Source organism: Paenibacillus sp. J22R67, from assembly GCF_059692175.1.
Window position 1 is genome coordinate 709,094 of sequence record NZ_JCAUAX010000002.1, and the last position, 13,885, is coordinate 722,978.

The following is a 13,885-nucleotide window of genomic DNA, read 5'->3' on the forward strand; positions in this document are numbered from 1 at the left end:
ACTTAAACTTATTAAGATGCGGACATTTCCGCTTCCTCATCTTCCAATCGAACAGAAACGAGCTTGGAGACGCCGCCCTCTTGCATGGTTACACCGTAGAGTACATCGGCCTCTTCCATCGTCCCTTTACGGTGAGTAACGACGATAAATTGCGTCATTTCGGAGAACTCGCGCAAATATTCCGCAAAACGGGATACGTTCGCTTCATCCAAGGCAGCTTCTACTTCATCCAATACGCAGAATGGAACCGGCTTGACCCGAATAATCGAGAACAACAACGCAATCGCCGTAAGCGCGCGTTCTCCCCCGGACAAGAGCTGAAGATTTTGCAGCTTTTTGCCTGGTGGTTGGGCGACGATCTCAATCCCCGTATCCAACATATTTTCCGGTTCGGACAGGATCAAATCTGCACGTCCCCCGCCGAACAATTTGGAGAAAACAACGCCAAAATGCGATCGAATCGCATCAAAGGTTGTCTTGAAGCGCTTGGACATCTCTTGATCCATCTCGCGGATTACCTGATAAAGCGTAGTTTTGGCTTCGATCAAATCATTTTTCTGTGTGTTCAAAAACTCATAACGCTCTGAGATCCTCGCATATTCCTCGATCGCACCGAGATTGACATCGCCGAGCGAAGCAATTTCGCGTTTGATCTCACGCACCTTAGTCTGCGTGCCTTGAATATCCTCTGGAACCGGATAGCGCTCTTTGGCTAGCTCGTAGCTAAGCTCGTATTCTTCGCCAAGCTTTTTCAGCAAGTTTTCGAGCTCAACATCCAGACGAGTTACACGCACTTCGGTTTGATGCAAGCTCTCTTCAACTTGCTTTAGCTGTACGCGTTGTGCCCGCGTTTCGTTCTCACCCTGCTCAAGCTTATGTAACCACTCGGTTCGCTCCGCACGTTTGAAATCAATGCTCTCTGTACACTGCTGCTTCCTCAGTTTGAGATCATTAAGTAATTCTACTTGCAGAACAGTTTCCTGTTCAGTAGCACTCATGTCCTGTTCCAGCTGTTGCAGAAGACCGCGGTTCATCTCCATCTCTCGATCCGACTCGCTAAGATCCTGCTGCAACCGCCGCTGCTGATCCTGAAGCGACTGTTTCTCTTGGGAAATTGAAGCCACCTTCACTTTGAGATCCGTCAGTTGGCCTTGCAGCTCTTCTTTCTCCGATTCGCTGGCTTTCCGCGAGTGCTCAGCATCTCGAATCGCTTGCTGCAGGGAAGCTTCCTCTTGCTGCAGCTCCGCAAGCGCTGCTTCGGACTCCGTCCTCCTGCGTGCAAGATCAGCTTGCTCTTCAAGCAAAGCCCCCCTGTCTTGGCTATCCAAGGAAAGTTGCTCATCCACCGTGCGACTCTCTGCTTCAAGCGGATTTAACTCCGCACGTACTTGCTGCTCCTCAATACGCTTTTGCTCACCTTGCTGGCGAAGCTGCTCGACGGCCATCATCTCATCCGTAATTTCACGCTTCATGACGCTGGATTGACTACGCAAGCCACTAAGCTGCTGCTCAGAATGTTTGATTTCATTATCCAGCTCTTCAATTTGGCGTTGACGGCCTAGCAGATTTGTCGACTTCTTCTGCAAACTCCCCCCCGTCATAGATCCTCCGGGATTAACTACATCGCCTTCTAACGTCACAACCCGATAGCGATATTGCGCTTTTGCAGCAATATGATTCGCATCTTCTAACGTTTGGGCAACAACCACATTACCAAGGAGACTCGAGAAAATGTTCTGATACGTAGAGTCGAACGATACCAGATCTACTGCGATGCCTATAAAACCTTTTGCCGATCTTAGAGAGCTGATCTCGTTGTCCGAAATCGAGCGCCCTCGGATAACATTCATCGGCAAAAACGTTGCCCGTCCCATTTGACGACGCTTCAAGAAAGAAATCGCTTCACGTCCATCGGCTTCTGTTTCGACCACGATATTTTGTAAAGCCCCGCCTAAAGCGGTTTCAATCGCAATCTCCACATCAGCCGGCACTTTTACGAGTTCGGCAATAGCGCCGCGAATCCCCCGCAAATCCTTGCGGCTTTTCGCCTTAAGCACCTCTTTAACACCTTGCATAAAGCCGTCGTAATCGTTGGCCATTTCTTTCATGGTGTCGCGGCGTGATGTCAATGCATCTAACTTCTGCTCCCATTTGCGGACCATACCTAAGGCATCATCGAGCAACCCTTGCTTATTCTTCAAGCTTTGCGTCAACTGGACATACTGCTGTCTGATGTCTTCTATTTCTTTAACTGTTGTTTCAAGCTTTGCCGTTAATTCGTGCTTGCGTACGGTGATTTTCTCGCGCTGATCAGCCCATTTCTGGCGCTCATCATCAAGCCTTTCCAGCCTGCGTCCAATACTTTCCGTTTGCTGCTCAGCATAACGAATTTCGTTCCGTGCTTGCGCCATCCGATTTAACGTCTCTAAGAGTTCACTCTTTAGTTGATCTTCTGGTGAAGAGCTGATTCCACCGTTAACCCCAAGCAGGCGTTGTTCTTCAGCCGTCAGCTTAGCTTGAAACTCAAAGAGTTGAGCGCCAATTTGAATGATTTTCTCACGCTGTTCGCTAAGTTCCGCTTCCTTGTCTATTTTGCGTTGTTCCTGCAAGGCAATCGTGCTGCTAAGCTGCTGCTGATTAGCGACGTAATTTCGCTTACGCTCTTTGAGTACCTCACCATGTCCTTCGCACTTCTCGAATTCCTCGCTTAGGACCAGCAAGCTCTCCTGCAGCTTTTCTAGCTCCTCTTCCAGCCTGCGGGTTTCCCACCGGTGCTTCTCCAAATGCGCATCATGCTGATTCACAATGGTTGAAAGCTCTGTTTGCTCCTTGACCAGCTTCTCCAGCTTCTGCGAAGCTTCATTCCAGGAGAGATATATCTGATCAATCTGATGAACATACATGGCAATTTCACTGCTTTTGAGCGTTTCACGCAGCTCTTTGTAGCGAATCGCTTTCTCTGACTGCTCCCGTAGAGGTTCGATCTGGTCCTCTAGCTCTGAAACCAAATCATGAATCCTGAGCAGATTTTGCTCTGTATCACTTAATTTCTTCTCTGCTTCCTTTTTACGCGATTTATATTTAACAATCCCCGAAGCCTCTTCAAAAATACCTCGACGATCCTCTGATTTCGTACTTAAAATTTCTTCAATACGTCCTTGTCCGATAATGGAATACGCTTCTTTCCCGATTCCCGTATCCATGAACAATTCCGTTATATCTTTCAGGCGGCAGGGCTGCTTATTGATTAAATATTCGCTTTCCCCACTCCTATGTACTCGGCGAGTAACCGTTACTTCATTGAAATCAAGCGGAAGCGATTGTGAAGTGTTATCCAGTGTCAACGATACTTCCCCATAATTGACAGCCCGGCGCGCATCACTGCCCGCAAAAATAACATCCTCCATTTTACCGCCACGCAAAGACTTCGCACTTTGTTCCCCTAGTACCCATCTGATACCATCGGAAATATTACTTTTCCCGCTCCCATTCGGACCTACAACCGCGGTTATACCGCGAACAAATTCCAGCTCCGTCCGGTCTGCGAAAGACTTAAACCCGGATAATTCAATCCGTTTTAAAAACATGGTCTCACCTCAGAAATTATTGTAACATATCCCTTCTAAAAATAAGAGAGAAAAACAAAAAAGGCAGCCGCAGCTGCCTCTTTATGCTATATGACTTACCGCTGAACGGTCACATTCAATTTCAACAAAGCTTGCGCAGCAGCCTGCTGCTCAGCTTCTTTCTTGGAACGTCCCGCTCCGGTTCCTAGAAGGTCGGCATCCATGTGTACTTCAGCTACAAACTCACGCTCATGAGCAGGTCCTCGCTCATTCACGATCCGGTATTCCAGGGAACCCATTCCGTGATGCTGAGTATGCTCTTGCAGCTGAGTCTTGTAATCAATAACGAGCAACTTACCTTCACTGGAGATATTCGCAAATACATATTTCTTCAAGAAACTTTTTACAACATCTATACCTTGATCCAAATATAAAGCACCAATGAAGGATTCAAAAACATCAGCAAGAAGAGCTGGACGGTTACGTCCGCCAGTCAATTCTTCCCCTTTACCCAGTAACACAAAAGCACCAAAATCCAGATCTTCAGCAAACGTAACGAGTGACGGCTCACATACAATTGATGCTCGCAGTTTCGTCAACTCACCTTCCGAACGCCCAGGATAAGAATCATATAAAAATTCCGAAACGGTTAATTCTAATACGGCATCTCCTAAAAATTCCAGACGCTCGTTATCTTTATGTCCAGCAATACGATGCTCATTCACATAAGAAGAATGGGTAAAAGCTTGCTTCAGCAGCTCTGATTTGCGAAATGTGATGCCAATCCGCTGCTGCAATTCCTTAACATTGCGGTTCATTGCTTAATTCACCACCCAGAGAGAATGCTATTTCGTTATCTTTCTTCCCAGGCAGGCAAATTATGCTTGGAACCTTTTCATAATAATCGTTGCATTGTGACCGCCAAAACCAAATGAATTGGACATCGCAATATCAACCTTTGCTTGTCGTGCATGGTTCGGTACATAATCCAGATCACATTCCGGATCCTGGTTTACCAGATTAATCGTAGGCGCAATCAAACTGTTAGCGATTGTCAGACCACAGATTACGGCTTCAACGCCTCCCGCAGCCCCAAGTAGATGTCCTGTCATCGATTTCGTTGAACTAACCGCTACTTTGTAGGCATGATCCCCGAACGCTTTTTTGATCGCTGTTGTTTCTGACTTATCACCAACTGGTGTTGATGTTCCGTGTGCATTAATGTAATTGATCTCGTCTGGCGCAATGCCAGCATCCTTGATCGCTTTCACCATACAACGTGCTGCTCCATCCGGATCCGGGTCTGTCATGTGATAGGCGTCACCGCTCATCCCATAGCCGATTACTTCCGCATAGATGCGCGCCCCGCGCTGCTCAGCATGCTCAAGGGATTCCAGAATCAGAACGCCTGATCCTTCGCCCATAACGAAACCGTCACGATCCGTATCAAACGGACGGCTTGCCAAATGCGGCTCATCATTACGAGTAGACATCGCGCGCAGCGCACAGAAACCAGCCACACCAATCGGCGTAATCGTCGCCTCTGCTCCTCCGCAGATCATTACGTCCGCGTCGCCGCGTTGAATCATTTTAAAGGAATCACCGATGGAATGTGTTCCTGTCGCACAAGCTGTAACCGCTGTGGAGTTCGGACCTTTAGCCCCTGTAACCATCGAGATGTGACCAGAGGCCATATTCGCGATCATCATTGGGATAAAGAATGGAGAAACACGTTTTGGACCTTTTTCCAAAAGTATTCTATGCTGCTCTTCCCAAGTGTTCAAACCGCCGATTCCAGAGCCAACGGAAACCCCAACGCGTTCAGGATCCGTATCTTCCTTCAAATTCAAGTTCGCGTCCTTCAGAGCGTTTAGCGCGCCTGCTACGGCGAACTGTACGAAACGGTCCATCCGGCGGGATTCTTTACGATCCACATAATCCTCAATTTTAAAATCTTTCACTTCTGCTGCAATGCGTGTTGGGTATTCGCTTACATCAAAATTCTCGATCAAGCTGACACCGGACTTACCGGACGTCAAATTGCCCCAAAACGTATCCAAATCTTGACCAAGGGCAGTAACTACGCCCATACCTGTAATTACAACTCTTTTCATCTGTACCACCTTCTATAGTAGTGAATCTTCGTTTTTTTATTGGGTGAGAATGGAGAGAAGTCCCGTCTTGATTAGAAACGGGACTCTGTAGACTATTACGTATGAGATTTTATGTAATTCGTAACTTCTCCTACTGTCGTAATCTTCTCAGCATCTTCATCTGAAATTTCTAAATCGAACTCATCTTCTAATTCCATTACTAATTCAACTACATCGAGAGAATCAGCACCAAGATCTTCTTTGAAAGATGCTTCGAGGGTGACTTCAGCTTCATCAACCCCTAGACGATCGACTACAATTCGTTTAACACGATCCAATACGTCGGACATCCGGTTCACCTCCTCTTTGGTATTATACGAGAATCTTTGACAGATTGCCAGTAGGCAATTTGGAGATTCTCTTTTTGGCGAATCTTACATGTACATGCCGCCATCCACATGAAGTGTTTGGCCTGTCATGTAGGATGCATCATCGGATGCCAGGAAACGAACAACCTTCGCGATTTCCTCCGGTTGACCAAGGCGTTCCAACGGAATTTGCTTTAACATTTGCTCGCGCATCTCGGCCGACAACTTGTCGGTCATATCGGTTTCGATGAAACCTGGCGCCACCGCGTTCACGGTAATTCCCCGAGTGGAAAGCTCCCTCGCCGTAGCCTTGGTTAACCCAATAACGCCGGCTTTGGCTGCTACATAATTGGCCTGACCCGGATTCCCGAGCACGCCAACTACAGAAGATATATTAATTATTCGACCGAATCGTTGCTTCATCATAGGACGTGTAACAGCTTTAACACAGTTAAATACACCCTTTAGATTCGTAGCAATGACTTGATCAAATTCTTCTTCCTTCATTCGCATGATTAGATTGTCTCTTGTGATACCTGCATTATTCACAAGAATATCAATCTTACCAAACTTTTCAATGGTTTGCTTAACTAATTCTTCAGACTCCTGATAGCTACTTACGTCTGCACGGAGTTTTATGGCTTTGCGCCCCATTGCCTCAATCGCTGCTACTACTTCTCCAGCAGCGGCTTCACTTCCTGCATAATTCACAGCAACATCTGCGCCATGCTCAGCCAAATGCAAGGCAATCGCTCGGCCGATTCCTCGGGATGCCCCGGTTACCAGTGCTACTTTACCTGTTAACATGATCTTGCACCTCCTGCACATACTTCTCCAAGGCCTCTTGGCCGCCAATTGAAACGGTTTTGACCGTTTTATCGACCTTTTTGATCAGACCGGCAAGCACCGTCCCTGATCCCAACTCAATAAACGTATCTACACCTTCGCTGATCAAGTAAGCAATCGTGTCCTCCCATAATACAGGGGAGTATACCTGCTCGACAAGTAAACCGCGAATATCGGCTGGAGACGTAACAGGACGTGCCGTAACGTTGGCAACAACAGGAACGGCTGCCTCGCTCATCTCGACGGCTGCGAGCACCTCAGCGAGACGCTCCGAAGCCGGCTTCATGAGCGAAGAGTGGAAAGGTCCGCTCACTTCGAGCGGTATGGCCCGCTTCGCGCCAGCTTCCTTGCAGCGCTCGACTACCGCTTGCACACCTTCTTTACTGCCCGAGACGACAATCTGTCCCGGGCAGTTCACATTGGCGAGCTCCACGACGGAGCCGCCGCTTGTGATGGCCTTGCACAGCTCCGCAAGCGCTTCGCGCTCGGCTCCGAGCACGGCCGCCATTGCACCCAGGCCGCCAGGGACGGCCTGTTCCATGAACTCGCCGCGAGCCCGCACCGTACGGACCGCGTCTTCAAAAGCGAGCACGCCAGCTGCGACGAGCGCGCTGTATTCACCGAGACTATGTCCAGCGACATAGTCTGGCGTAATGCCCGCAGCCTTGAATGCTTCCAAACAAGCGATGCTTGTTGTCAGCAAGGCAGGCTGCGTGTGGTATGTGATCTTCAGTTGGTCCTCTGGACCTTGGAAGATCAGATCAGACAAAGAAAAGTCCAGCGCTTCATCCGCGCGGTCAAAATAAGCTTTGGCAGCCGGATGATTCGTGTATAAATCATGACCCATCCCTACTGATTGTGAGCCTTGGCCAGGAAAAACAAAAGCAATTTTACCCATACGAGAATAGAATCCCCTTTGGCAATAGATTTTAAATAATATAGATAAATGAGAAGTATTTAATGGACTGGACTACCAAACGAGCGCGGTTGCACCCCAAGTTAGACCTCCGCCAAAACCAACAAGCACTAGACGGTCGCCTTCCGTTAATCTGCCTTGTTCTGCTGCTTCTGCAAGCGCTACAGGGATGGAGGCTGCTGACATATTTCCGTATTTATCAAGATTAATCATACATTTATCTGCAGTCATTTCTAGTCGGTTTAAGGAAGCCTGAATAATTCTCATGTTTGCTTGATGCGGGACTAGTAAATCGATATCCGATTTGTCCCAACCTGCTTTTTGCAGAACTTCATCGGCTGCGTTCCCCATAATCCGCACAGCGAATTTGAACACTTCAGCCCCAGCCATGTAGATGTAATGCATACGTTGGTCGATCGATGTTTGTGAAGCAGGATTGCGTGATCCCCCGCCTTCAATTTTCAGGAGTGGTCCACCTGTACCATCAGCACCAAGTTCAAAAGACTTGAAGCCTCTCTCTTCAGGCACTTCGCCTATCACAACAGCTCCTGCACCGTCACCGAACAGAATGCACGTATTGCGGTCTGTATAATCTGTTATCTTGGATAAACAATCTGCGCCAATCACTAGGGCGTATTTATAAGTTCCGGTTGCAATGAAATTGGAAGCATTAGCTAAACCATATACGAAGCCTGAGCAAGCTGCAGATAAATCAAATGCTGCCGCCTTTTTGGCACCTAGCTTCTCTTGAAGTATGCAAGCCGTTGATGGAAATGACATATCCGGCGTGATGGTGGAAACGATAATTAAATCAAGTTGGTCCGCAGTGATGCCAGCGTTGGCCAGTGCGATCAAAGAAGCTTCATAACAAAGGTCGGACGTTGCTTGTCCTTCAGCTGCGATCCTTCTTTCTCGGATGCCTGTTCTTGTTACGATCCATTCATCGTTCGTCTCAACCATCGTTTCCAATTCTTGATTCGTTAATATACGATCAGGTACATATTTACCTGTACCAAGTACCCCAACTGGTATTAGGTTCATGTTGTTGTATCTCTCTTCCCATGGCTTATTTCGGCAGATATCGTGCCAACCAAATCATTTTGCAAAGCTATTCTAGCTTGGCGAACTGCATTTTTAATGGCATTTGCATCAGAGGAACCATGGCTCTTCAGGACCAATCCATCTATGCCCAAGAACGGTGCCGCCCCATGCTCGTTATAGTCCAACTTTTTGCGGAATTGGGTAAGACCCGGCTTGAGAACTGCTGCTGCCAGCTTCGTAAATATCGATTTCGTAAATTCCTGTTTCAGTGCCGAAAAAATGGTAGACGCAGCACCCTCGATCGATTTCAGCATAATATTCCCAGCAAACCCGTCGCATACGATAACATCGCATTTGGCGCGCAGGACTTGAGAAGATTCGACATTTCCCACAAAATGAATAGGCCCTTGTTCCATTAAAGGATATGCTGTTTTGGTTAATTCATTCCCTTTGGCAGCCTCGGTTCCTACGTTGAGAAGGCCTACGCGCGGCTTAGCAATGCCATGCACTTTGAAACGGTAAATACTGCCCATGATTGCATACTGCAGCAATTGTTCCGGTGTAGCATCCATATTCGCACCCAAGTCCAGGGCAAGCACACCATTACCATCCATTGTCGGGATCATTGGCGCTAGAGCGGGACGCTCAATGCCTGGGATTCTCCCAACCACGAGCAAGCCTGTCGTCATCAACGCGCCTGTGTTCCCAGCGGAGATCATAGCTTCTGCTTCTTTCTCGCGTACTAGTTTACCTGCCACAACCATGGACGCGTCTTTTTTGCGTCGCACGGCTTTCACAGGCTCATCTTCCGCTTCAATAACTTCCTCCGTGTGACGGATACTTATATTTGCCGGCCTCTCTGTGAGGTGGGCTTCAATTGCGGCGCTATTGCCGACCAAAATGATATGTACATCCTTCCACTCTTTGGCCGCTGCTAGCGCACCCTCCACTACAATCTTCGGGGCATTATCGCCGCCCATGGCATCAATCGCGATCCGCATGCAGCTTATCCTCCCTCTCTAGATGTTGCTCTTTCTTCGAATGAAAGATCACGAAATTACCTCGGAACACAGCCTCATCGCCAACGTAGGAAGACACCTCAACTCTTGCTTTCCCTTTGGAAACGGAACGCACATAGGCTTTGGCGATACATTTCTCTCCTAGCTTTACAGAACGTATAAACCGGATATCTGCTGAGGCTGTCAAGGCGATCGGATCGTCGATAACGGCAACGGCGAGGGAGTTTGCTTGTGAGAATATATGATGTCCTCTTGCAATCTTGGTTCTTGAGAAAACATGATCTTCTTTAATTTCAAAAATCGATATACCGCTTTTATCCAGCTGTAGATCGATCACTTCACCAATGACTTCATCAATGGACAGTGAACGCACTTGATCGTACGTTTTGACAGCCATGTGCTTCATGCGTTCCCGCAGCTCAGGAATACCTAGTTCCAATCGGTCTAACCGGACGGTTTGGATGCTAACCTGAAACGTTCGCATCAGTTCCTCGTCAGTCATAAAAGGATTCGCTTCAATTGCTTGAAGCAATTGCTGCTGCCTTTGTCGTTTAGGAAGGCGTTCGATGGCTAGCACCACCTTATCTCGTGAGATCTCATCTTATTACCAGATACTAAACTGTAGTATATTAAATTTAGAACCAAAAAGAAAGCAAAAAAAATAGCACCTCACACTAGGATGAAGTACTATGCTTATTCTTATGCTTTTACGATATCTCTACCTTTGTAAGTTCCGCAAGACTTGCACACATGATGTGCCAGCTTCAGTTCTCCACATTGTTCACATTTCACCATGCCTGGAACTTCCAATTTAAAGTGAGTACGGCGCTTGTCGCGACGAGTTTTGGACGTTCTCCTTTGAGGTACTGCCATATTCAAAACACCTCCTTCATCGAATTTCGGGCGTTGCCTTATTCTTTGTTAAAAAAGTCCGCGAGACCTGCAAGCCTAGGATCAATTTTCTCCTGCTTACAGCCGCAATCTGTCAGATTGCGATTTTCTCCACACACGGGACAGAGACCTTTGCACGCTTCGTCACAAAGTGGTATGTACGGTATACCGACCACTACATTTTCTACAACGTACGGCTCTAAATCGACTTTATCTCCAACTACCAAATGAATATCCTCGTCAAGATCAGGGTCTTCTTCCTCTGGCTTTTGCATGAAGACTTCCTCAAAAGGAAGTTCGATTGTTTGATTAGTGTGCGTTAAGCATCGTGAACAGCTTAACTCCAAGTCTAGCGTTAACGTTCCGTTAACTTTTACTACTCCATCTTCATGCGATGCAAGAAGATCGACACGTACTGGACCATGACCAAGAACATCTTGACGCCCTTCAAAAGGAGTCGTCAAATTCATCACTTCTGTCATATGGACCGGTTGTCCTTTAAGAGAAAGCTCTCTAAAACGAATCTGCATCTTTTTTCACCCCAAACAAACAAAGATTATTATATCCAGTTTTATTGCCTCTTGTCAATTATAAATCTATTTGCATTCATTCCTGAGAGCTTACTTGGGAGGCAGTGCTGCTAGATATTTAAGGGCATCATCCATCGTACCAATCTCAACAATTTTCATCTTCGTCTTAATTTGATTTGCTCTTTGTACGGCATCTGAATAATTCGTAACTTTGGTCCCATCTTTGTACGTCACATCTTTGGGAGCAAAGAAAAAGTCCGCCTTCTCTTTATCCGCGGCAATGATCTTATGTTGAATGCCTCCGATTGGACCAACAGTGCCATCTGTTTCAATGGTCCCTGTTCCTGCAATGCGATAACCTTTTGTGATATCCTCTGGAACTAGTTGATTATAAATCTCTAACGAAAACATCAAACCAGCCGAAGGCCCTCCGATTTCTCCAGCTTTAATGGAGACCTGCTGATCTTCTTGGTCTGCTTTGACTGCCTGCATATCAGCCGGAACGACGCCAATCCCAGCACGAGGTTCACCTGTTTCCCCTTCTTGGAGAGGAAGCGCTCCTAGCGCCAGTGACGCCTGCTGTTCCACCTTATTCCTAGCATATGTAACGGTGATGGATTCTCCGGCTTTCTTCCCTTTTAGCGCATCAAGTAAATCCTGAGCCACTTTCACTTCTTTCTCCCCAGCTTTCAGTAGCACATCGCCGGGTTTGAGCACCTTTTCTCCTGATAAGCCTGGCAACGTCTGCAGCACCATAACACCCTCGTGATTGATGTGAAAAGGAACCTTCGCGTGCGTGTACGCTGCTTGAATGGCACTCGCTTGGGAGGTTAACATGACATATTCTTGACGCTGTGTATATTCTTGCTCGGACTCACCTTTGCGCAAAACGCTCGTTTTGGGCTGAATTTCTTCATACGGATGTACAAGACCAATTAAATAATTAACCATATTGGCATCTGCTACACGTACTGTCGTGAGCATCAACGTTCCCTTTTCCGAATCAGAGCCTTTGGGTATTGTCACCATCGGTTTAATTTCTTCGGCCGTTCCCGGCATGAAAATAAAGAATGGTAAACGCACAAAAAATAACAAGTAAATAATCACAATTCCGACAAGCGCTGAAACTAAATAACGTCTCGTCGACGATCTTCTCGGGTATCGATAGGAATCATTAGACCACGTTTGAATTCGATTCTCTTCTTCGTTTTCCATGCAGGTTCCCCTTCCTGATGCCTACTACAAGTAATGACTCTCTTCAATGGGACAAGAGTGAAAGCTTGGTCTAAACCTCTGTCTTTTCGCGTACAAATGAAGCATGTTAAAGGATGAGGTGAAACCATGCAGCCTTCAAAAGTAAGCTATACTCCCAAGTTGACGACGCTGGTACTGGGTTCTCTGGCTGCCCTTGTAGTTGTGTCTATCATACTTTTCCCTGACAAAGCGTTTCAATCTTCGCTCGAGGGACTTACGATCTGGTGGAAACTTGTCTTTCCGGCACTGCTGCCTTTTCTCATTATGGTCGAGCTGTTGATTGGTTTTGGCGTCATTCAAGGGACAGGCGTTCTGCTAGACCCACTAATGAGAGTGATATTCCGGTTACCCGGCGTGAGCGGTTGGGCTTTGGCATCAGGCCTCATTGTAGGATTTCCTAGCGGAGCCAAAATTACTGCCACCCTCAGCGAAAAAAAACTCATCTCGCGAGATGAGACTGAACGTATAACAGCGTTATCTCACCTATGCAGCCCTTTATTCTTAATCATGGTTGTGGGGATCGGCTTTCTGCACAGTGCGAAGCTTGGTCTTGTACTTGCCATCGTCCATTACGCGACTGCCATCCTCACAGGTTTCTTGATGCGATTGTCTAAAGTACCTCAACAACCTTCTGATGTTCAATCGGTTTCTGAACATAAGTCGTCAGGCTCTATTTGGAAGTTAGCCCTCTCAACCATGCGACAAGCCTACCTGCACGACGGCCGCGCTTTCGGCAAGCTCCTAGGCGATGCAGTGCTTTCCTCTGTTCAAACGTTAATGCTGATCGGTGGATATATGATGATCTTTTCCGTATTGATTAATGTCGTTACGATTACCCATCTTACAGAGGCGATTAAACCGCTTATATCCTTCTTATTACGCTTTTTGAATGTCCACACAGATACCTCCCCACAATGGATTATGGGATTGATGGAGATTCATCTCGGAGCCTATTCCTGGAGCCAAGTCCAAGGTGTCTCCTTACTTCCACAAATGGCGCTTATCAGCGCATTTCTTGGCTGGGGAGGCTTGTCAGCTCATGCGCAAGTTGCTGGGTTTCACCAAAAAACAGAAGCACGGTACCGCTTTTTCTTCCAGTCCCGTATCTTGCACGCCGTGCTAGCCTTTGTAGGTACCATCCTACTCTGGAAACCTGTACAGTTCCTTCTAATAGATACAGAACCAAGCTTTCTCTGGTTGGATCAAACATCAAACACGAACACACTATTCGCGTCTCAGCTGAATGGCGGCTCGATATGGGCTTTATGGGGAATTACACTTTTTCAATTCCTTCTTTTGATCATCGCCATGCTAATCATATCTACCTGTATAAGCACTTTTCGAAAACGAGCCCAGTAGAT

General features: G+C 47.1%; 13 protein-coding genes. 1 reads left to right on the forward strand and 12 read right to left on the reverse strand.

Annotated elements, in window-relative coordinates:
• Positions 1-11: 11 nt before the first annotated feature.
• The 12 genes from smc to AC58VC_RS09400 all read right to left on the reverse strand — a co-directional run bounded on the left by smc (position 12) and on the right by AC58VC_RS09400 (position 12,485).
• Entirely contained in the window at positions 12-3,587 is a 3,576-nt protein-coding gene (gene smc, locus AC58VC_RS09345; RefSeq protein WP_497368532.1) for a chromosome segregation protein SMC, read from the reverse strand.
• Between the two features lie 95 nt (positions 3,588-3,682).
• Positions 3,683-4,384 (reverse strand): ribonuclease III, encoded by a 702-nt coding sequence (gene rnc / locus AC58VC_RS09350; RefSeq protein ID WP_315951136.1) that lies wholly within the window; start codon positions 4,382-4,384, stop codon positions 3,683-3,685.
• Positions 4,385-4,444: 60 nt separating this feature from the next.
• Positions 4,445-5,680, reverse strand: a complete 1,236-nt coding sequence (fabF, locus tag AC58VC_RS09355) for a beta-ketoacyl-ACP synthase II (RefSeq protein WP_497368533.1) — start codon at positions 5,678-5,680, stop codon at positions 4,445-4,447.
• A gap of 95 nt (positions 5,681-5,775) precedes the next feature.
• Positions 5,776-6,009 (reverse strand): acyl carrier protein, encoded by a 234-nt coding sequence (gene acpP / locus AC58VC_RS09360; protein WP_028558238.1) that lies wholly within the window; start codon positions 6,007-6,009, stop codon positions 5,776-5,778.
• Positions 6,010-6,093: 84 nt separating this feature from the next.
• Complete coding sequence (gene fabG / locus AC58VC_RS09365) at positions 6,094-6,834, reverse strand: 3-oxoacyl-[acyl-carrier-protein] reductase (RefSeq protein WP_145656571.1); 741 nt, start codon at positions 6,832-6,834, stop codon at positions 6,094-6,096.
• Positions 6,821-7,771 carry an ACP S-malonyltransferase gene (gene fabD, locus AC58VC_RS09370; RefSeq protein ID WP_497368534.1) on the reverse strand — a complete coding sequence of 317 codons (951 nt, stop codon included), beginning with the start codon at positions 7,769-7,771 and terminating at the stop codon, positions 6,821-6,823. The genes fabG and fabD overlap by 14 nt, the downstream gene beginning before the upstream one ends.
• Positions 7,772-7,843: 72 nt before the next feature.
• Entirely contained in the window at positions 7,844-8,830 is a 987-nt protein-coding gene (locus AC58VC_RS09375) for a beta-ketoacyl-ACP synthase III (protein WP_497368535.1), read from the reverse strand.
• Positions 8,827-9,831 carry a phosphate acyltransferase PlsX gene (plsX, locus tag AC58VC_RS09380; protein WP_497368536.1) on the reverse strand — a complete coding sequence of 335 codons (1,005 nt, stop codon included), beginning with the start codon at positions 9,829-9,831 and terminating at the stop codon, positions 8,827-8,829. Before plsX ends, AC58VC_RS09375 begins: the two co-directional genes overlap by 4 nt.
• Positions 9,815-10,429 (reverse strand): transcription factor FapR, encoded by a 615-nt coding sequence (fapR, locus tag AC58VC_RS09385; RefSeq protein WP_186456240.1) that lies wholly within the window; start codon positions 10,427-10,429, stop codon positions 9,815-9,817. Before fapR ends, plsX begins: the two co-directional genes overlap by 17 nt.
• Positions 10,430-10,548: 119 nt before the next feature.
• A complete protein-coding gene (gene rpmF, locus AC58VC_RS09390) occupies positions 10,549-10,722 on the reverse strand; it encodes a 50S ribosomal protein L32 (protein ID WP_145656583.1) in 174 nt (57 codons plus the stop codon).
• A 38-nt stretch (positions 10,723-10,760) separates the two neighbouring features.
• Positions 10,761-11,270 carry a YceD family protein gene (locus AC58VC_RS09395; protein ID WP_497368537.1) on the reverse strand — a complete coding sequence of 170 codons (510 nt, stop codon included), beginning with the start codon at positions 11,268-11,270 and terminating at the stop codon, positions 10,761-10,763.
• A 90-nt stretch (positions 11,271-11,360) separates the two neighbouring features.
• On the reverse strand, positions 11,361-12,485 hold the full coding sequence (locus AC58VC_RS09400) for a SepM family pheromone-processing serine protease (RefSeq protein ID WP_497368538.1): 1,125 nt from the start codon (positions 12,483-12,485) through the stop codon (positions 11,361-11,363).
• Positions 12,486-12,611: 126 nt separating this feature from the next.
• On the opposite strand from AC58VC_RS09400, the gene AC58VC_RS09405 reads away from it, so the two are divergent.
• Positions 12,612-13,883: a nucleoside recognition domain-containing protein gene (locus AC58VC_RS09405; RefSeq protein WP_497368539.1), complete on the forward strand. Its 1,272-nt coding sequence runs from the start codon at positions 12,612-12,614 to the stop codon at positions 13,881-13,883.
• Positions 13,884-13,885 lie beyond the last annotated feature (2 nt).